Source organism: Psychrobacter sp. YGAH215 (assembly GCF_007280595.1).
Taxonomy (GTDB): domain Bacteria; phylum Pseudomonadota; class Gammaproteobacteria; order Pseudomonadales; family Moraxellaceae; genus Psychrobacter; species Psychrobacter faecalis.
The window spans coordinates 51,015-71,268 of record NZ_VKLR01000007.1 but is presented as its reverse complement, the minus strand read 5'-3'; the positions used below and the strand labels follow the sequence as shown (position 1 = coordinate 71,268).

The 20,254-nt window shown below is 44.3% G+C and carries 16 protein-coding genes; 8 read left to right on the top strand and 8 right to left on the bottom strand.

All coding sequences use genetic code 11. From position 1 onward, the window contains the following. Positions 1-264 precede the first annotated feature (264 nt). Entirely contained in the window at positions 265-555 is a 291-nt protein-coding gene (locus tag FOR85_RS03890) for a GNAT family N-acetyltransferase (RefSeq protein ID WP_144296802.1), read from the bottom strand. 494 nt (positions 556-1,049) lie between these two features. Between FOR85_RS03890 and ettA the strand changes: the two genes are divergently transcribed. Continuing rightward, entirely contained in the window at positions 1,050-2,711 is a 1,662-nt protein-coding gene (gene ettA / locus FOR85_RS03885; RefSeq protein WP_144296801.1) for an energy-dependent translational throttle protein EttA, read from the top strand. A gap of 100 nt (positions 2,712-2,811) precedes the next feature. Here the strand turns inward: ettA and plsB are convergent, their stop codons facing one another. After that, on the bottom strand, positions 2,812-5,706 hold the full coding sequence (gene plsB, locus FOR85_RS03880; RefSeq protein ID WP_144296800.1) for a glycerol-3-phosphate 1-O-acyltransferase PlsB: 2,895 nt from the start codon (positions 5,704-5,706) through the stop codon (positions 2,812-2,814). Between the two features lie 293 nt (positions 5,707-5,999). On the opposite strand from plsB, the gene ybaK reads away from it, so the two are divergent. Continuing rightward, complete coding sequence (ybaK, locus tag FOR85_RS03875; RefSeq protein ID WP_144296799.1) at positions 6,000-6,488, top strand: Cys-tRNA(Pro) deacylase; 489 nt, start codon at positions 6,000-6,002, stop codon at positions 6,486-6,488. Between the two features lie 111 nt (positions 6,489-6,599). Further along, positions 6,600-6,971, top strand: a complete 372-nt coding sequence (locus FOR85_RS03870; protein ID WP_144296798.1) for a 5-carboxymethyl-2-hydroxymuconate Delta-isomerase — start codon at positions 6,600-6,602, stop codon at positions 6,969-6,971. Positions 6,972-7,021: 50 nt separating this feature from the next. On the opposite strand, the gene FOR85_RS03865 is transcribed toward FOR85_RS03870, so the two are convergent. Together FOR85_RS03865 and FOR85_RS03860 are read right to left on the bottom strand one after the other, a co-directional pair. Further along, the gene (locus FOR85_RS03865; protein ID WP_223808497.1) at positions 7,022-7,501 is read right to left on the bottom strand and encodes a hypothetical protein; all 480 of its coding nucleotides are present in this window, start codon (positions 7,499-7,501) and stop codon (positions 7,022-7,024) included. A gap of 163 nt (positions 7,502-7,664) precedes the next feature. After that, positions 7,665-9,485 (bottom strand): acyl-CoA dehydrogenase C-terminal domain-containing protein, encoded by a 1,821-nt coding sequence (locus FOR85_RS03860; RefSeq protein WP_144296797.1) that lies wholly within the window; start codon positions 9,483-9,485, stop codon positions 7,665-7,667. 469 nt (positions 9,486-9,954) lie between these two features. On the opposite strand from FOR85_RS03860, the gene FOR85_RS03855 reads away from it, so the two are divergent. After that, on the top strand, positions 9,955-11,106 hold the full coding sequence (locus FOR85_RS03855; protein WP_144296796.1) for an FUSC family protein: 1,152 nt from the start codon (positions 9,955-9,957) through the stop codon (positions 11,104-11,106). Between the two features lie 81 nt (positions 11,107-11,187). On the opposite strand, the gene aroE is transcribed toward FOR85_RS03855, so the two are convergent. Beyond that, positions 11,188-12,039 (bottom strand): shikimate dehydrogenase, encoded by an 852-nt coding sequence (gene aroE / locus FOR85_RS03850; RefSeq protein ID WP_144296795.1) that lies wholly within the window; start codon positions 12,037-12,039, stop codon positions 11,188-11,190. A gap of 512 nt (positions 12,040-12,551) precedes the next feature. Between aroE and FOR85_RS03845 the strand changes: the two genes are divergently transcribed. Together FOR85_RS03845 and FOR85_RS03840 are read left to right on the top strand one after the other, a co-directional pair. After that, entirely contained in the window at positions 12,552-13,241 is a 690-nt protein-coding gene (locus FOR85_RS03845; RefSeq protein WP_306767965.1) for a hypothetical protein, read from the top strand. Between the two features lie 15 nt (positions 13,242-13,256). Then, entirely contained in the window at positions 13,257-14,207 is a 951-nt protein-coding gene (locus FOR85_RS03840) for an aminotransferase class IV (protein ID WP_144296794.1), read from the top strand. A 6-nt stretch (positions 14,208-14,213) separates the two neighbouring features. On the opposite strand, the gene FOR85_RS03835 is transcribed toward FOR85_RS03840, so the two are convergent. Together FOR85_RS03835 and FOR85_RS03830 are read right to left on the bottom strand one after the other, a co-directional pair. Then, entirely contained in the window at positions 14,214-14,402 is a 189-nt protein-coding gene (locus tag FOR85_RS03835; protein WP_190295492.1) for a DpnD/PcfM family protein, read from the bottom strand. Positions 14,403-14,520: 118 nt separating this feature from the next. Further along, positions 14,521-15,285, bottom strand: a complete 765-nt coding sequence (locus FOR85_RS03830; RefSeq protein WP_144296793.1) for a DpnI domain-containing protein — start codon at positions 15,283-15,285, stop codon at positions 14,521-14,523. Positions 15,286-15,456: 171 nt separating this feature from the next. Here FOR85_RS03830 and mltG point away from each other — a divergent pair, with 171 nt between their 5' ends. Both mltG and tmk read left to right on the top strand, forming a co-directional pair. Then, on the top strand, positions 15,457-16,743 hold the full coding sequence (gene mltG, locus FOR85_RS03825) for an endolytic transglycosylase MltG (RefSeq protein ID WP_144296792.1): 1,287 nt from the start codon (positions 15,457-15,459) through the stop codon (positions 16,741-16,743). A gap of 105 nt (positions 16,744-16,848) precedes the next feature. Continuing rightward, entirely contained in the window at positions 16,849-17,580 is a 732-nt protein-coding gene (tmk, locus tag FOR85_RS03820) for a dTMP kinase (RefSeq protein ID WP_144296791.1), read from the top strand. Positions 17,581-17,708: 128 nt separating this feature from the next. Here tmk and FOR85_RS03815 read toward each other — a convergent pair whose 3' ends face one another. Then, positions 17,709-19,991 (bottom strand): cation:proton antiporter, encoded by a 2,283-nt coding sequence (locus FOR85_RS03815; protein ID WP_144296790.1) that lies wholly within the window; start codon positions 19,989-19,991, stop codon positions 17,709-17,711. Positions 19,992-20,254: the final 263 nt, after the last annotated feature.

Below are 20,254 nucleotides of genomic sequence, written 5' to 3'. Positions count from 1 at the left end.
TTATCGGTTTGCGGGTTTTTATTTCACTTTACATATCTTCTCTTGCCCAATGTCATGAAAAAAGCACATAGGACAAAAAACCCACCTAATTCTGATTGTCTTTATTACATCATTGCAAGCAAAAATATAATAATTATCGTCAGATAAATAGGAGGGTAGTCGTACGTTTTAGCGCTTAAACCAAGATAAGACTTTTATAGCATAATTACTACGATATAGTTACTACTATAAAGCTTTATCTATCATTGGCTTGTTTTATTAAGCTTAAAGCAACCCTTTATATTCAGGGTGTTTATCGATATATGAGGCGACAAACGAGCACTGTGGAACCACTTTTTTGTTATTATCCTGCGCGTAGTTTAAGGCATGCTTAACCAGTGCAGACCCAACACCGCGACCACCCAATTCTTGTGGTACGATCGTATGGTCGTATACCAGTTGATCGCCACGTTCTTGATAGCTGATATAACCCATATGACCGTCGATTGACGTTTCAAAACGCTTGGCTTGCTCATTGTGAACGATATCTAGATTCTGTTTGTCGTTATTACTCATAGAAATTCTCCAATTATTGATATTTATAATTATTCCTAGCGGTTGATAAATTGGCTATTCTTGAATATTGATTATTTAGGCATTAGTTATTAAATAGCTATCATATGCATAATCTGCTTAGTGTTAACCTTTTATGGTACTTATTGTGAGCTTTTTTAAATGAATTTTCTAGTCATTTACCGTAAGGCTAGATAGGGCGAATGTTAATAGCCTTACTCTAATTCAAACGTCACGACATGACTTTGTAAGGCGTGATTTCGCATAAAGGTATTGGCAGAGAAAGCTACTAAAACAGACAGCTAAGCGTAAAAAGCCTGCAAAAAAAGTTAAAAGGCATATAAAGACAGGTAAAACAGTCCGTTAGCTTGCAGGGGTTGCGCCACAATGCGATAATGGTAAACAATTTATAACCCTGATTTTTGAGGCGCAGCCCGTTTGGCATGATTGCTAAGTCTGGTTTGCACGTCTCGTCTATGCAGTCTATCGGAGTGTTAATGGCTCAATATATCTACACGATGAACAACGTGTCAAAACTTGTTCCACCTAAGCGCGAGATTTTAAAAAACATCAATCTGTCGTTTTTTCCTGGCGCCAAGATTGGTGTGCTAGGTATTAACGGTTCAGGTAAATCAACTTTGCTACGTATCATGGCGGGCGTGGATAAAGACTTTAGCGGCGAAGCGCGCGCGCAAGCAGGTACGAAGGTTGGTTATCTACCGCAGGAACCACAGCTTGATGACAGTAAAGATGTCCGCGGCAACGTCGAAGATGGTATGCGTGAAGCTTTAGATGCGCTGTCACGCCTCGATGCCATTTATGCAGAATATGCTGAACCTGATGCCGACTTTGATAAGCTTGCCGAAGAACAAGGCAAAATGGAAGACATCATTCAAGCATGGGATGCGCATAATTTAAATACCCAGCTAGAAAAAGCTGCTGATGCTTTGCGTCTACCGCCATGGGATGCGGACGTTAGCAAACTATCAGGTGGTGAAAAACGCCGTGTGGCACTATGTCGTCTGCTGTTGTCACGTCCTGATATGCTGTTACTAGACGAACCGACCAACCATTTGGACGCTGAATCGGTTGCTTGGCTTGAGCAGTTCCTACAGAACTACAGCGGTACCATCGTCGCCATTACCCATGACCGTTATTTCTTGGATAACGTTGCTCAGTGGATTTTGGAGCTTGACCGTGGCCATGGCTATCCGTACGAAGGCAACTATACGGAGTGGCTCGAGCAAAAGAACGTCCGTCTAGAGCAGCAAAATAAACAAGAAGAATCGTTTGCTAAAGCGCTGAAAAAAGAGCTTGAGTGGATTCGTAAAAACCAAAAAGGTCAGCAAGCCAAGTCTAAATCACGCGTGCAGCGTTTTGAGGAATTGAACTCAAAAGAGTTCCAGCAGCGTAATGAGACCTCTGAGATTTATATTCCACCGGGTCCTCGTTTGGGTAATAAAGTTATCGAAGTCAACGATATCTCTAAATCGTTTGGCGATCGTCTGCTGTATGAAAACCTCAGCTTTAATGTGCCAGCGGGCGCTATCGTCGGTATTATCGGTCCAAACGGTGCGGGTAAAACCACGCTATTTAACATGATTACCGAGCGTGATACGCCAGATACCGGCTCAGTCGATTTGGGTGAAAGTGTCAAAGTCGCTTATGTCGGACAGGTACGTGATAACTTAGATGACAAAAAGACTGTTTGGGAAGAAGTCTCTGACGGCCTCGATATCATCAAAGTAGGCGACTATGAAACCCCAAGCCGCGCTTATATTGGCCGCTTTAATTTTAAAGGTTCAGACCAACAAAAGCATGTCGGTCAATTATCAGGTGGTGAGCGTAACCGTTTACAACTTGCTAAGACACTAAAACAGGGCGCTAACGTCTTGCTCCTTGATGAACCATCAAACGATTTGGATATCGAAACCTTACGTGCGCTAGAGGATGCTATTCAAGTATTCCCAGGTACGGTGATGGTGGTGTCGCATGATCGCTGGTTCCTTGACCGTATCGCGACTCATATTTTGGCATTCGAAGATGAAGGCCCAGTTTGGTTCGATGGTAACTATTCTGAGTTTGAAACCTATCGCAAAAAGACCATGGGTGATGACGCCAGTCCGAAGCGTATGAAGTATAAAAAGATTTCTACCTAGAATAGTTATTTATAATAAGTATTTTTGGACAATAATTTAGATATAAAAAAAGACCTCTAATCCGTTAGAGGTCTTTTTTATGTTCAGCTTTTACGTTGCTTTATGAGCGCTTACGGCCAAACTTACGCTGCTTTTTATTACTAATCTCAGTAATGGCGTGGGCAATTTCTTCTTCGTTGAGGCTTGCCACTTGCTGCAAAATTTGCATCATATCAGGACTGAGGACATATTTTGCATGATGGGCAATATTACCGATACGCTGATCGAAAGTTAAGATGCCAGTTTCTTCATCTTTTTGCAGATAATCAAGACGAATCAAAGCACCGATAAAGCTGGTGAATAGCGCACGGTCAAAGAAGTCAGGAATGTCGTCAGCATACAGGACTGATAAACGCTGACCAAGCAAATGACAGAGGTCAACGACTTCGTTTTCGGTTAGATTGCCTGAGCCTTGCTGAGCGAGTAGCGCAAGGGTCATAAAGTAACGCTCAAGGCTTTGTTCAACTGGCGTCGCCAGTACTTGTAGCTGCTGATAGCATTTGCTATTGGTCTCAGGGACGCTCAACATACCATCGCTTAATTCTACAATCAGGCCACTTGCAAGTAGGCTATCGACTTTTTTATTCAGCGTCTCTTGAAGACCATGCGCTGAATAATAGAGGAACAGCTCGCTTTGTAAAAATGGATATAACTGCTCGGCGATACTATTGAGACGGCTGCGCTCAATGCGGCCGTTACGTGCTACTAGAGCGGATAAGAAAGACAATAAAATAAACACATGCAGGATATTATTGCGGAAATAGCTTAGTAGCGCCGCCTGTTTGCCAGCAACCTGGATAATATCACCCAAGATATGCGGTATGCGTTCGATAAGTTTTAGCTTAATACCATAATCGATGATTTGCTGCGGCGTCATATCGGTGATAATCGTATCATCAGAGTAAGGCAAGTGCTGAGCCAGACCTTGATAAAGGGCGATTTGCTCACGGCAAATATCTTCATCAAGCGCCGCCTTTGGTGCCGATAATAAGACCAATGACAATAACGACACTGGAGTAATGACCGCGGCCTTATTGATATGCTGCATGACTTTGACGCCGATATTATCCACCATGGCGCTGGTTTTATCATCGAGTGGCGTGTCGGTGCGATCGGCAGGTAAGCTGTTGGCCGGCACATCGAATTTTTGCATAAAGTCGCTAAGATGCAGCGGCGTGCCAAAGCTTAAATGTACATTACCAAAGATACGCTCAATCTTACGGCCAACTTTGAGGAGACCTATTAGCGATTCTGACTCTTTTGGCTTGCCTTTTAGCTCGCCCACATAAGTGCCGCCTTCCATAATGCGCTCGTAACCGATATAGGTCGGTATAAACACCACAGGTTTATTGGTTCGGCGTAACTGGCTATGTACCGTCATCGCCAGCATACCCATTTTTGGCGGTAATAGACGTCCTGAACGCGAGCGTCCGCCCTCGATAAAGTACTCAATCGGGGTGTTACGGGTAATCAGCGTGTGCATATACTCACGGAGTACCGCGGTATAAAGCGCGTTACCACGGAAGCTACGACGAATATAAAAGGCAACGGCACCGCGCAATAACGGCCCTAATACTGGCACATCTAAATTGTCACCAGCAGCAACATAAGGAATACTCAGGCCGCGCTTATAGATGACATAAGACAGCAGCAGGTAATCGACATGGCTACGGTGACAAGGTACGTAAACCAGCTCGTAATCTGCTGCCAGCTCGCGTACACGCTCAAAATGATGTACTTCGACGCCATCATAAAGTTGCGTCCATAGCCAAGTAAGGAACTTATAAAAACCGCGCACGATAGAGTGCGAATAGTCATTAACCATCTCATTGGCATAGCCTTTTGCCAAGGCACGGGCTTCACGGACGCTGATACCAGAAGCTTCTGCTTCGGCTTCTATGGCGTTTTTAATAGCTGGTGAATATACCAACTTGTCGACCAAGTTGCGTCTGTCTGACAAATCAGGACCAAGCATACTGGCACGCTGTTTGTCTAAATAGATATTAAGCTGCTGTTGTAATGAGCGCACCAGTTCACGGTTGCCATCCGCTGCGGCAACCATGGCATAGCTTGGCGCTTCGTCGACTTCATTTATGATATTTTTGCTATTCTTTGCAGCACTGTTATTTAGAATATTAGCTGTTAATCCGCTATCTTCTAAAGCACCTTCTTTTAATAAAGTGTCGTCTAATAAACTGTCTTTTAATAAACGGTCTTCTAATAAAGTATCTTGTGCGAGACTGTCTTTTAAATCGCTGGCTACTGAATCAAAGACAGAAAATCCTTCGCCATCGCCTTTAAGGCTATCATTGATAAGGGTACGCAAATCTTGCGGTGGATGGAATTGGACAAAGGTATCACGCCCCATCACCCCGATATTAAATAACTGCTTGGTGATGCTAGGATCTTCCCAGTTATCGGCGGTCAACAGTTTAAATAACGAGTCTTCTTTTTCTGGCGCGCGTCCCCATAGAATTGACACTGGTACCAAGCGCACTTGTAATTCTGGATGTTGTAAGACCGCGGCAACCAGACGCGATAGGCGAGGTGATAACTGGCTGTCTTTGGCATGTGGATGATGTAAAAAGATAATGGCGGCATTTTCTTTAATATCATGAGTAATATCTTGCACACCGACCAAGGCGGGTGGCAGATTGTGCTCTTGTGTTTGTAGGTCAATCAAAATACTGTTGGAGCGCGAATAATCTTGCAGCACATAAAACCTGAGGATATTGTCGTCATCGTCAAATTCTGGCAATTCACCCAAAAGCTTTGGCTTCACAGCCACATCAAGCAGCTGACCCGACAGCTTGCGATAAAGCTGGTTAATGGGCGCATTAGCATAAAGGGTTGAGGCAACCGGCAACATCTCAGCCTCGAATTCTGGGGTCGAGGCTGTATGGTCAGTTGCGACGGGCGCTTTAAAAATCCGTTTTTTTAAGAACTTCGGTATCATAATCAGTATCAAAATTAGTCAAATGTGGTGAGCTTATGATGCCATAAAAGCCATCAAAGCGATATATAGTGTCTGTATATACTGCCAATATTAACAGCATAACGGCATAGAATACTGGTTTAAATGCCCGAGAATACTTAACGAGCCAACTGTTAAAAGGCGAAATTATTTAAAGCAAGAGGTAGAAAAGCCTGCGATTTCGCGCAATACTGTAAGGGACTAAAGCAAAATACTTACATCCAAATCTATGTGGAATTTTATCTTTTAACTTCATTATTCTAAGCCAAAATATTATGACCCCTGCTATCAAACTTGCCAAACAGCAAAGCCTTGACTATAAGTTGCATGAATATACTCACGACAGCACCGCCGCCTCTTTCGGACTAGAAGCAGTAGAAAAACTGGGCATTACTGCCGAGCGGGTGTTTAAAACCTTGGTGGTGACAACCGACGCAGGCGCGCTGGCCGTAGCGATTTTGCCGGTCGATAAAACCCTAAATTTTAAAAAAGTGGCGAAGGCTTTATCGAGCAATAAAATGCTGGCTTGTAAAAAAGTACAAATGGCTGAGCCTAAATTGGTCGAACGGTCGACGGGTTATGTGCTCGGTGGCGTTAGCCCATTGGGGCAAAAAAAGCGCCTACCGACGCTTATCCATGCCGCCGCGCAACAGCAAGCGACTATCTATGTGAGTGGCGGTCGCCGAGGTCTAGAGATTGAGTTGCCACCTGAGCAATTAGCGACCACGCTTAACGCGCGCTTTGTAGATATCATCGATGATTAGTATTTAAGAAGAATTTTACACGCCGTTTATTCTGCGCCTTTGTCATTTGCTCTCAATAGTGTTTGCGCTGCTTATTAGTAGAATTGCTATTTTTAAATAAGGATGTTACCCATGCCGCATTTAACCATTCAAGTGACGCCAAACGTCACGATTACTCATGAAGAATCATTTCTAAAAGCATTAAATCAAGTGCTGTGGGACAGTGGACACTTTGGTAAACCTGCCGATATCAAAGCGCGCATCGTACCGATTGAGACGTTTTTGGTTGGCGTGGAAGATGACGAGCAGCGCAACGGCTTTGTTTATGCGTATCTAAAAATTATGAGCGGCCGTGACGAAGTCATACGCCATCAACTCGCTGAATTATTAACAGCTGCTATAGAGGAAAGCTTGAATGCACAGCAATCGGGACGCGCCGACATTCAAATCTGTGTCGAAGTAGAGGAAATCAGCGCGATTTATCATAAAAAAATGCTGAGCTAAACGCTAGGCTCAATTGTTTATAAGAGTGATTTATAAAAATGACAGACCAGCTATTTATCTGCACATAGCGACTTACTGGCAAACTTAGGCAGTACCATCACCTCAGCTTTATAACCAGCGGTTTTACCGTGAGTCGCCATTAAATTGCGGGCCATACGTAAGCGATATTCGCCAGTTGCGGGTAGGCAGCCTTGGTAAATAATCCCGCCTTTGGTGCCATCATATTTACCATTTGGCATGTGCAGGACGCCGACATTGGCGGTCTCAGACGTGCCAGTAAGCGGCGCAATATTAATGATGGCATATTGCGCAGCGGCGGCATTAAAACGATACCAGCGCTCCTTTTCGTTAGGTTTTAATTTACCCGTAACCACGCTACTAATAGCGCCTTTAGCAAAATGAATGGGGGTGTCACTGGTTTTAGCCATCGCGCTATGGGCGCCAACGCTGATTAATGCGGCACTCAATAATAGCGTTTTTAGCGCTCGTGTACTTGATAAAGTGGTTCTGTTATTAATCGACAACATCATTGCTTCCTTATCAAATTATATTTTATCAGCTGTCTATTATTTGCATGTCTATTACTTGATGACTATGGTTCTAGTATCTTCTCTGACTTTATATTAAACATAAAAAAGCGCCTAATGAATAGGCGCTTTTCTTGTTAATTATTTGCTCAATTGTGAAGCAATCTTAGTCTAGGAAAGCAAAGTTATCGACTGCCATTGCCGTCATGCTCTCGCTTGGAGCAACCATACTTTCAGCATGGCCTGAGGTACGCGGTAAGATTTTATCAAAGTAAAATTCAGCCGTTTGAATCTTAGCTTTGTAGAATTCTGGTGACTCAGTGCCACCGTTTTCAAGCTTGTCATAAGCGACCGCCGCCATGCGCGCCCAGTGATAACCCATCATCACATAGCCTGAGTACATCAAAAAGTCATCTGATGCCGCAGAGATGATTTCACGGTCTTTACGCGCCATCAGCATCAAGCGTACGGTCAAGGTGTTCCACTCAGCACATAGTTTGGTCAGCGCCCAAACGAATTTACGCATGTCTTTATCAAGCGCATACTCGCCGCACCATTTCATAATGCTTGAGGTGTAATCACGGATGATTTTACCTTTAGATTGCAAGATAACTTTACGACCGAGTAAGTCAAGCGCCTGTACGCCAGTGGTACCTTCGTACATCGTCGCAATACGGGCATCACGAGCGATAAGCTCCATGCCCCATTCTTTGATATAGCCGTGACCACCGTAGATTTGCTGACCGTGTTTGGCCGCTTCAATACCAAGCTCCGTTAAAAAGCCTTTTAGGATAGGCGTATAAAAGCCCAATTTGTCATCCCATTTTTCAAACTCAGCGTCATCACCATTGGCAACGCCTTGAGACATTTTGTCGGCATAGCGCGCTGAGTGATAAATCATTGAGCGACCGCCTTCAGCAAAGGCTTTTTGGGTCAATAGCATACGGCGTACGTCGGCATGATGAATAATCGCATCAGCCACTTTTTCAGGGTCTTTCGTGCCTGATAGCGTACGCATAGAGCGACGGTCTTTAGCGTATGGTAGGGCGTTTTGGAAAGACAATTCAGTGTGCGCCAAACCTTGAATACCAGTACCGATACGAGCAGTGTTCATAAAGGTGAACATCGCTTTCAAGCCTTTATTTGGCTCACCAATTAAGTAACCAACTGCGTCATCGAAGTTTAAAACACAAGTTGACGATGAGCTGATACCCATTTTGTGCTCGATAGAGCCACAAACCACGCCATTACGCTCACCCGATTCACCTTCAGCATTTGGCAAGAATTTTGGTACGATGAACAATGAGATACCGCGTGTGCCTTCTGGCGCATTTGGTAGACGAGCTAAAACGATATGGACGATATTGTCGGTTAAGTCATGCTCGCCACTTGAGATAAAAATCTTGGTACCGCTGATTTTATAAGTACCGTCATCTTGCGGGATGGCTTTTGATTTAACCTGACCCAAGTCAGTACCACACTGCGGCTCAGTCAAACACATGGTGCCCGACCACGTACCTTCAACCAATTTAGGTAAATAAATCGCTTTTTGCTCGTCGGTACCGTACTGTAGTAAGGTGTTGATACAACCAGTTGATAGGCCAGGATACATCGCCCAAGGCCAGTTAGCCGTACCCATCATTTCAGACTTAATAAGGTTGATTGACATCGGTAAGTTCATACCGCCGTACTCTTCAGGGTACGAAATACCTTGCCAGCCGCCTTCGACGAACTGGTCATAAGCCTCTTTAAAACCTTTAGGCGTAGTGACCACACCATTTTCAAAATGACAGCCTTCTTCATCCGCTGGCTGGTACAAAGGCGCTAAGACATTTTCAGCAAAGTCAGCAAAGCCTTGCAAAATCATATCGACGGTTTCAGGATCGGCGTTTTCGCCATTGTCTAGGCTTTTATAATGCGTTTGATAGTCAAAAACATCATTTATCAAAAACTTGATCTCACGCAAAGGTGCTTTGTAAGTTAACATAGTCGCTCTCTTTGATTATTTCATTAGCATAGTTCGTTAGCATAGACTGTCGGCTCATTAATTGAGCTATGGTTCATGTAAACGGGAGTTTAATTATCTGGGATAAAGGCAGACAGTATCACAGGTCGTCATCTAAGTTTATTAAGAACAGCTTGTCCATTTTGATAACCGTTAAGGCATCCTTGATAAAAAACAGCTGTCGTAGCATTGAGGTCAGTATAAATCTTCTATAGCCACAAATATACAACCGATAACTAATATTCATAATATATTAAAAAACATAAAAATTTAAGTTATAAATATAAATGGTTATTTATTTATAAACAGGCATCAATACGTCCAGTTTTATAAACAACCACAGTTTTAGTACAGGTTGCAGCGTAAGTTTCAGTATAGACAGCGGGATAGACGCAAAACAACCGTTAAGTGTATGAGTTGCGTGCCCAAACAGAATAAAGGAACACAATTTATGAGCGCACCAAAGCGCAATTTAGCATACCAAACAGAGCAGAAAAAGACGCCAGTATTTTGGCTAATGGCAGTAGTTGGGCGGTTAAAAAAACTCATCGATGGTGAGCTTAACCATTTATTAACCGTAAACCGTAGCAAACGACCGTGGCACATGCCGATTATCGCTGCAATTACCATTAGTTTTCCGGTATTTGTCGGGGCGTACTTTGATGCTCTGCCGTCTGGTATTAAAGCGTCACTAGGGGCGATGGTTATTTTAAATACCCCGTTAGCAGGTAAGCTGCCGTTTCGTTTGGTGACGGTGATGGCGTGGGGGTTTGCCATGTCGCTGTGTTTTGCGCTGGGCCTGATAGCGCAGCAAATTCCGCCATTAAAATTGCCGATATTTACCTTGATGGCGTTTGGTATTGTAACTTTTGGGCGCTACTATCGTCAGCCGCCGCCCGCAGGTTTGTTTGTGATGATGGCGGGGGCGATTGCGCTATTTATCCCGCTGCCTTTAGAAGATGTCATGCCGGCCACAGGCTTGGTGATGCTCGGTAGTGGTTTTGCTTTGGTGATGGCGCTGCTATATTCGCTGCTTTTATTGGCGACGCGCCCAGCGACACCGACCCCGACCTATAGCTATGAGCCCGATACCATTACGGAGAGTGTGATTGTCGCCGGTTTTGTCAGTCTATCCTTAGTCATCGCGCTGAGCTTAAATTTATCAAATCCCTATTGGGCAGCAGTCAGCTGTTTTTTGATTATCCAAGGTATTCATTTGCGTACCATGTGGATTAAGCAAATCCATCGTTTGCTTGGCACCATGGTTGGCGTTGGGCTGGCGGGATGGATGCTGGCGTGGGGTTTGCCGATATGGGGTGTGGCACTGGCGATATTAAGCTTAATGCTGTGTATCGAAACCTTGGTCGACCGCCATTATGGCTTGGCAGTGATATTTATCACACCGCTGACGATATTCATCGCCGAATACGGTAGTGGGTTGCCGTTTACTGAGCAAGCTTATCAAGAGGTCATTTTAGCGCGTTTGTTTGATACCATGATTGGCTGCGTGGTGGGGCTAAGCGGCGGGGTGGTGATGCATTCGACCGATTTACGCGTGCCGCTGCGCCGGATGGAGAATTGGCTGCTGGCGCGTTTTAGCTAAATTTTTTAGCAGATAAAAAGCTGTATGATTTCTATTCATATGGCTTTTTTAGTCGCGGTTTAAGCTGTTCATTCAATGTACTTATAAACTGTCGATGACTTGCGCAACATCGACTTTATGTTCTGTCCAACGCTCAAAACTTAACGCTGCCTGCCCGATAAGCATGCCATAACCGTCTGACGTTTGTGCGCCGCGCTTGGTAAAATGCTGCAAAAACGGCAGCTCACGTCCATACATCATATCGTAAGCATAATGGCCGTCTAGTTGGTCGCTAAGCGGCAGCGTATCGCCCGTTAGCCCAATCGAGGTAGCATTGATAATGATATCAAACTCACCGCTTAGCGTTTCAGTGCTACAGGTTTTAATCTGCTGCTTAGCAATTGTCTCACTTGCAGCGTTTAGATCAGTAACTAAATTTGTCGCTTTATTTAATGTACGATTGGCAAGGGTAAGCTCGCTGATACCCGCTTCAATCAATGGCAATATCACCCCGCGCGCCGCGCCGCCTGCGCCGATTATTGCCACACGCGCGCCCTTTAGCGGCCAATCTAAACTTGACATGTGATTGACCAACCCTTGGCCATCGGTATTATCGCCATATATCGCCTCGGCTATCGGTGTGCCATTTTTTAACAACGTTTTATTGATCAACAAAGTATTGACAGCGCCTGCAACCTTAGCGTGTTCAGACAAGCCGCCACGCGCCGCGCAGCACTGATAAGCTACTTGCTTAAAGGGCACAGTCACATTAGCACCAACGCCGCCGCCCTGAAAAAATGCCTCAATCACCGCAGTAAAGCTGGCTACATCATCAGGGCAATACTGGCGCTGATAGCTAATCTCTAAGCTCGCCTGCACAGCGAACTGCGTATGGATTTCAGGGGATTTGCTGTGGGCAATCGGATTGCCTATAACGATAAAATGCTGGGTCATAAAGGGTCCGCTGCTTGTAAAGGGTGAAATATAGGCAAAATCAACAGGTGAGAAGTTATCAATAAAAAAGTGGCCGTTTAATTATCTTATGCAATGTCATTTAATAAATCCTACTTATCATAGGGGATAACGTTAACTTTCACAAACCTATACTAAACCAACTAAGCTAAGCCAATTATGCTAAGTCAATAAAAGGGCTAAAAACTGAGCGAATAATTGGCCAGACAGATCACGCCTTTATCTCGTGAGGCCTTTAACAAATCTGTACTCTGCCGGAGCGGTAAGTGTAAGGTAAAAGCTAGTCAAGTGTTAAGCAGTTGGGTAAACTAGGGAGCATGAGGATTTCAGTCGGCCTTGTGTTACGATGATTAAAAGGCAATATTTAACAATTTGACTGCTACCAAAGCCTATAACCAATAAGTTATATAACTATAAAAGTTTAACAGACATTTTTCGTTATCAGCGGCAGCAAACCCCGCTCGTTAATACCGTTTTTGGATCCCTTTAAAAGTGTGAGTACATTGCCCATGTGGAATAAAAGCCTACAGACCTTGATGGTCAGTACGATAATAGCAGTTGGCGTGTCTTTGAGCGCCTGTAATAGCAATACAGAGAGTGATACTGCCGCCAAAGAAGCAGGCGCTGATAATAGCGAGCAGACCGCCGCTGAGACCTCCAAGGCAGAAAACCCCAATGCCAACGCTGATCTTGATGGCGCAACAGCTGCGCAAGGGACGCCAGTAAAATACGATATCGCCTCGTGGGGCACTGCCAAAGTAACCTCCTTAAGTATCGATGAGCTTAAAAAGATACAATCAGCCTTTGGTAAAGTGGTCAGCACCGACGAAAATAGCTTGGACTATGCCAGTAATCCGGCGTCCAAATATCGATTTATGCAGGATAATGCGCCGTATTTGGACCTGATTGATTCTGAAAAATACCTCGAGCTTGGCTGGTATTTTGCCAATCCAACCGACTCTGATAAAGAAAAAGAAATCAGTCAAAACCATGCCAAAAAAGCTTATCAGCTGGCGCGTCAATTAATGGGCGATGAAGGCGGCAAGCTGGTCGCTGATATGCTCGGCGGTCAAATCGCCAAAAATAAAACCATCGGCGGTCAAAAAGTAGAGCTGGCAAAATGCGAGTTTTATAGCTGTATGCTAGTGATTAATAAATCTGCTGCTCAAACTGCTGATAAATAAGCGGGGCTGGCCTGAATGTCGCCCAATAGCTGGATATGTTTGCATCCGTCAAATGCTACACAGACCACGGTATCGTTAGACAATCGCGGGTTGGCATACGGTGACGGTTTTTTTACCACTATGGGCGTCATCGATGGGCAGATACTGTGGTTGGACTATCATCAGCAGCGCCTTGTCTCGCATGCGGTAGCTTTGCAACTTCAGCTGGACAGTTTTTCATTATTAACGGTGTTAAAAACACATGCCAAGCAATTACAGCAAGGTATGCTAAAACTTATCGTCACGCGCGCCGAGCAAGAAGTCCGTGGTTATGGTTATACACCAAATACTGGTGGCGGCAGTGCGTGCGAGATTTGGCTTAAATCCTCACCGATGGCCATTACTACCGCACGATCGCTGCCACTCGCTAATAATCAATTCCTCCCACTACAACCTGCCGCGAGCGCCATTTGCTTATCCTCTCAAATTGCTTGTTTGCCGCCAACGCTTGCTGGACTTAAAAGCTTAAATCGCCTCGATAATGTGCTGGCAAGTGGCGAGCTGCAAGCTATCAAAGCTAAGACATTGGCAGGCACTATCAAGCCAAGCATCGCCGAAGGTCTGCTACGCGATATGAGCGGGCAGTGGGTTGAGGGCACGATGAGTAATGTGTTTTATCAATTAGTAGAAGCGCCAGTCGCAAAATCGTCCAATCGTCCACACTCTCAAAATAACAGCAGCAACTATTTAACCCAAGGTCAATGGTATACGCCATCTATGGCGCAGTCGGGTGTTGCTGGGGTCATGCGACAAGTAATCATTGATGCACTTGCGAATACAGAACGACCAGTAGTCATGCGTTCATTACATGATGAGGATTTACCACGGATAACGCGGCTTTTCTTTTGTAATGCGCTGCGCGGTATTATGCCCATGAGTAGTCTGAGGTTATTGTCGGGTGAAGTGGTGAGTTTTGAAGCGATTTAACTGTATTTAAAGAATATTAAACTTGGTATCAATACAATCATCTGCGTACAAAATAACTTCCTCTTTTTTATACATATCTTGCGCTTTTAATAGTGCTTCTTGCTCGTTCTCTGCGCTAATCTCTATGATGTTACTTAACGTCTCGACAATCTCTATCTGAAAGATTTTCTCTACTGTCTTATCACTTTTTATCATCACTATTCTCAATACATGCTTATCAAAATTTCTTTAGGATTTATATCCGCTAGGTTAGCAAAGGTGATTAAAAGAAGTGATCGTCTTTTGTGAAGTGAGTAAAAGATAATAAAAGCGCTTAATATAATTTGTAATAATGCCCACGACCGATAAATTCAATAATACCTCTATCACGTAATACTTGTAATTGCTGACGGATTTTATCTTTAATGTGGTTGTTTTCAGGATGTTTGAGTTTTAATAGGTCGGCAAACGCATAAACCTGATTGAGAGAGAAGTTGGCGTCGAGTCTGTCGATGCATTGCCAAATATCCAATGTCCAACCACGCGAAGCAATAGTTTGCTCACGTAAAAACAAGGTTTTTTGAAATTGCTCGGTGACATTATTGCGTGGTATAACTTGCTCGTTTTTAACCAAAAACACTTTCCCTGATTCAGGTACTTTATGCAAATCAATATTGCAGCCGACCCAGCCGGCACGTTTGGCAGATACAGATAATGGTTTGCGTTTTATAATCATGTCCGGTTTAAAGAATTGCTTGGGAATGATTAAAAAGTTATTCACGCTCAATGCTTGGGAATACGTTAAAAAGAAAAAGTTTGGATTGTTGTCGCTGTTGATACGTTCAATCATGGTGTCATAAGCGCCATCATTAATAATCTGACTTAATTTTGCCTTTTTACTTTTTAGCTCATACTCCTCGCTGCAATGTTCGCAATAAAAATCCGCAACAGGCTTGCCGTTCGTAAATTCAGCCAATGGTTCGGCATTGCAACGGGGGCAATAACTTTGCTTAGCAACCCAATCTTCACTAAGCACACGAATTTTTTGCGATTCAGATGTATAGTTTTTGGCAAGACTTTGATTGAAATTTAGGTTCATAATAAGTTTTCGTGACCAATGGGCAAGCGGGGAAATAATAATAAAAGAGGATGAATATTAAGCCATCACTCTCAAGCCAAATAGTAAGTTAATCGATAAGCTAAGCAAATACCATTGAAAATCGTCCAGTTCAGTGCTAAATTCTAGCAAACTTCTGCCTCGCGAGTTGCCATGAGCAAGCCAACACCTGAAATACCCCCTAAACGCCCTGATGAGTCGCCAAAAAATGAACATGACGCCGCGCTGGAGCAGCCTGTTGAGAGGACAGCGCCAGACAAAAAACCTATCATTGACGACGTTAGCGCAGAGGAAGTACCGGCGACAGATATCTCACTCATTAGCGGTGGTACTAAACCGCGCCACTATAAAGCTGATAATCCCTCGTTTTTTATGCAGCGTGGTTATCAGGTGTTATTGGTGCTTGGGCTGATTGCAGCGTTCTTTTTGGTGATGGTGTATCAGACGCTGTTTGGCCGTATTGAGCAGCCGCAGCAGATGGTGACGATTGAGTCGGGTCAGACGTATTATGGGCTATTACCGCAGTGGCAGCAGCAAATACCGCTGTTTTCTGCCACGATTGCCAAGCTTTATATGAAAACGCAAATCGATGGCCCATTGCACGCCGGTATTTATCAATTACCAGAAAACCCTACCTTTGCTGAAGCCTTAGAAGTATTGGGACAAGGGGTAAAAGCGGCGATGGTCAAGGTACAGATTATCGAAGGCAAAACCTCAAAAGATTTATATCAGGCGCTACGAGATAATAAAGGCATCAAAAAAGAAGTACTGACGGCGGATAGCACGAATGCCAGCATCGCGCAGGAGCTGGATTTGGTTGGCATTTTGCCAGAGGCGGTAGTCAATAGTAATGACCCCATCGTCAATCACAATCTTGAAGGCTGGTTTGCGCCTGATACGTATTATTATGGCGAAGGCAGCACGGATAAGCAGGTATTGACTGATTTGTATAAGCGTCAGCAGCAAGCATTGACCAAAGCGTGGGAAAATCGCGACCCTGATCTGCCTTATGATAGTCCGTATGAAGCACTGGTAATGGCTTCGATTATCGAAAAAGAAACCAGCGTGGCAGAAGAGCGTCCTTTGGTCTCGGCGGTATTTAGCAATCGTTTGAATAAAAATATGCGTTTGCAAACCGATCCGACCATTATTTATGGGATGGGCAGCCGTTATGAAGGCAATATTCGCCGTCAAGACATCGATGAAAAGACCGCTTATAACACCTATCAAATCGATGGTTTGCCGCCAACACCAATCGCGCTGCCATCTGCGGCCTCGATTGAAGCGACCTTGCATCCTGCTGATAGCGAAGCGTTATATTTTGTGGCGACCGGTAACGGCGGTCACAAATTTACCAATAGCTTAAATGAGCATAACCAAGCGGTCAAAGACTATCTCAGCGTCATGCGTCAGAAAAAAGCACAAACACCGCCGCCATAATTTAATCCTCTATATTTCTAAAAACCTATCGTGTACTGAGCGTTATGGCGTTATATAGCTATCTATATAACGCCATAACGCTCATCAATGACATAAGGTCATATCATGTCAGCATCCCTACCAGATAAATCAGTGCAAGAAAAATTAGCGCAAATAAATTCGCCTAAGCATTCTACTAATACCGCATCTTTTAGTACAGCGTCCAATCAAGGGCGCTTTATCAGCTTTGAAGGTACCGAAGGCGTTGGCAAAACCACCGCTATTGAGCAGCTTTGCGTCCATTTGCAAGCAAAGGGCATCGATTATCTGCGTACCCGCGAGCCGGGCGGTAGTCCGTTTGCCGAGCAGTTGCGTGCTATTTTATTAGACCCTGATACCGAAATTAACGATGATACCGAGCTGCTACTGATGTTTGCGGCGCGCTGTGACCATTTGCAGCAAGTGATTTTGCCTGCACTGCAACGCGGTACTTGGGTGATATGTGACCGCTTTACCGATTCGACCGTTGCCTATCAAGGTTTTGGACGCGCGCATGGCGATAGTACGGTACGTGCTAAAATTGCTATGCTGATTGAGCAATTTGTTGAACAGTTACCAGGGCTGACCTTGTGGCTAGATTTGCCAGTATTAGAAGGCATGGCGCGCGCCAATAAACGTAGCGCTGCTGACCGTTTTGAGCAGCAAGCGACGGAGTTTTTTACTCGAGTTCATCAAGGTTTTAGTGTCCTTGCCAGCGAGCAGCCGGAGCGTATCCAGCGTATTGATGCGTCAGGCAGTGCCGAAGAAGTCAGCGAGCGTATTTGGCAAGCGGTGCAGGAAAAATTTGCATTAGTTTGATGTTGTTTTAAGGCTAGCAGATTAATACTATTTAGCATTATTATTGTTAGCCTACAGCAATTAAGCAAAAAGCCCTAACTCAGCAGTTGGGGCTTTATATTTTATAAAAATAATTTTTCAAAACTGCGCTAGTCTTTATCTATATCAATGCTATCAAGGTTATCGCCACTGGAGTCGGGTAAACGATTAGGATCAAGCGCGCCTTTTTTGGTTTTCGGTGCGCTGCCATTACCGTTGGTATTGCTAGAGGTTTTGGTTTTCGAAGTTGCGGTCGAATTATCCGACATGACACCTTTATTTATAGCATTGGTAGAACTATTAGGAGCAGTAGCATCAGACTCTGTTGTTTGCACGTTATCTTTCTTAACCGTCGTGCTTAATACATGAGTTTTATTAGGCGTATCAATAACGCTATTGGCCTGTTTGTCTTGTACCTTTTCTGACTCGAAGACTTCTGCTACATTAACTTCTTTAGCAGTGGTTGCTGCAGTCTCTGACGTAGTTGTGTCATTACTGTCATCGGTAAGCTCTATTTCTTTACGCTTTTCAGGCGCTTTCGAGCTGGATTCAAAGCTAGCATCTGCCGCCGCGCGTGCCTGTTCTTGTTTTGCCGTTACATCGACCGCTTTTGGTTGCACTTCATCATCGACGACCAATGAAATCAGCTTACGATCACGCGGCACCACCCCATCGAAATTATCGGTAATCACGTGCAGTTTACCTTCTTTATCGACGGTATAAAGCGGCACGAATTGCTTATTATCGGCTTTGTATTGCTCAAAGCTATAGCTGTCGGTAATATTAGTAATTTTGATACGCGCTTTTTTCGACAGCATACTGGCAAGCTTGGCATAAGTCACATCTTTACCAAACAACCACTGCGAATGGAAGTTGCCTTGCTTATCATCGCGCTCGCTTTTGACTTTTTCATCACTGAATTTAAGGCGATAGATTTTACGCTCGCCAAACTCATGACGGTAATGAATTTCAGACAAGGTATTCATTTCTCTATCGGTACTCATGGCAAACAGACGCCCAATACCGATAAGGTCTAAGTGATGGTCGGCATGGTCAGAGATAGGATTGCCAAAGTAAGTACGCAAACCACTCATACGAGCTTTGGCGATATTAGTATAGTTATTATGGGCGACGATGACATCAAAACCTTGGTCTTTTAAAGACGTCGCTACCAATAAAGCGATAGGGTTGGAGCCAACGACTAAGATACCGTTGGTTTCAGGCTCACGGACGCCCAAGAAATTACCAACCATTTTGGCGCCCAAACCTTGAATCATTACTGTGCCGATAATGACGAGGAAAACCAAAGGTACGAGCAGCTCAACGCCTTGAATATCATACTCTTGCAAGCGAATGGCAAAAAGAGACGAGATTGCAGCGGCAACGATACCGCGCGGCCCAATCCAGCTAATCATTAGCTTTTCATTGGTTTTTAGATTGGAGCCGATAGACGATGCCCAAACAGACAAAGGACGCGCGACAAACATCACAATCGCGAGCAACACCAAGCCTGCAAAACCAACGCTAAGCAAGCTTGCAAGCTCAACGCGAGCCGCAAGAATGATAAATAATACCGATACCAATAAAATGGTCAGCGATTCATTAAACTCTAAAATCGTCTCCCGCGGGAATTTTGGCCAGTTAGCCAGCGCCACGCCAAGGACGGTGACCGTTAATAAGCCGGACTCGTGCTCTAAATGGTTGGAGATAGAAAATAGGAGCAGTACAAAAGCTAAGGTAAAGACATTACGTAAAAACTCAGGAATCATATGGCGGCGCATCAAAAACGCCAATAACCACGCGCCCGCTAAGCCCATGGCCACTGCCAATACTACAATTTTGGCAAACAGTAAGATACTACTGGCTTCGCCGCCTGAAATGATATATTCATAGACCAAAACCACCGCAATCGCGCCGATAGGGTCAATGATGATACCTTCCCATTTCAAAATGTTAGAAATGGTTTTATTTGGACGCACGCTACGCAGTAACGGCATAATGACGGTAGGACCAGTCACACAAACCAGCGCCCCAAATAGCAAAGCAATCAAGGGGTCGACATCGAACAACAGGTAAGTCGATAGCGCCACAATGATAATGGTAATAAGCACACCGACCGACACCAGCATCTGTACCACAGAGCCGTGCTGCTTAATCTCATCAAACTCTAAAGTCAGCGAGCCTTCAAATAAAATAATCGCCACGCCCAATGAGATAAAGGGGAACATCAGCTCGCCGAGCACCAAATCTGGGTCAAAAGCGCCCAATATCGGGCCAACAATAATACCAATCAGTAATAAAAACAAAATGGACGGTTGCTTTAAATACCAAGCCAACCATTGGGCGGCAATACCGAGCCCAACCACGCCGGATAACAATAAGGCGGTATCCATAAATTAATCCTTTTATAATCTTGTCATATTTTATATCTATTCAGGCGCACTACCAGCGCTGCTAGCGTAAGCCGCAGCAAAAGTCGTCTAAATATAGTGTTGCAATATCTGTCACCGCTGAGCGCTAAATCTAGCGCTTGTTAATAAAAGCATCAACCACACTATAATCAAAGCACAAGTAATCAAAGCACAAGTAATCAAAGCACAAGTGAGGTTGGCTATCAGTACGATATCGCTGTAAAGACAAAAGCTTTTTAGATCCC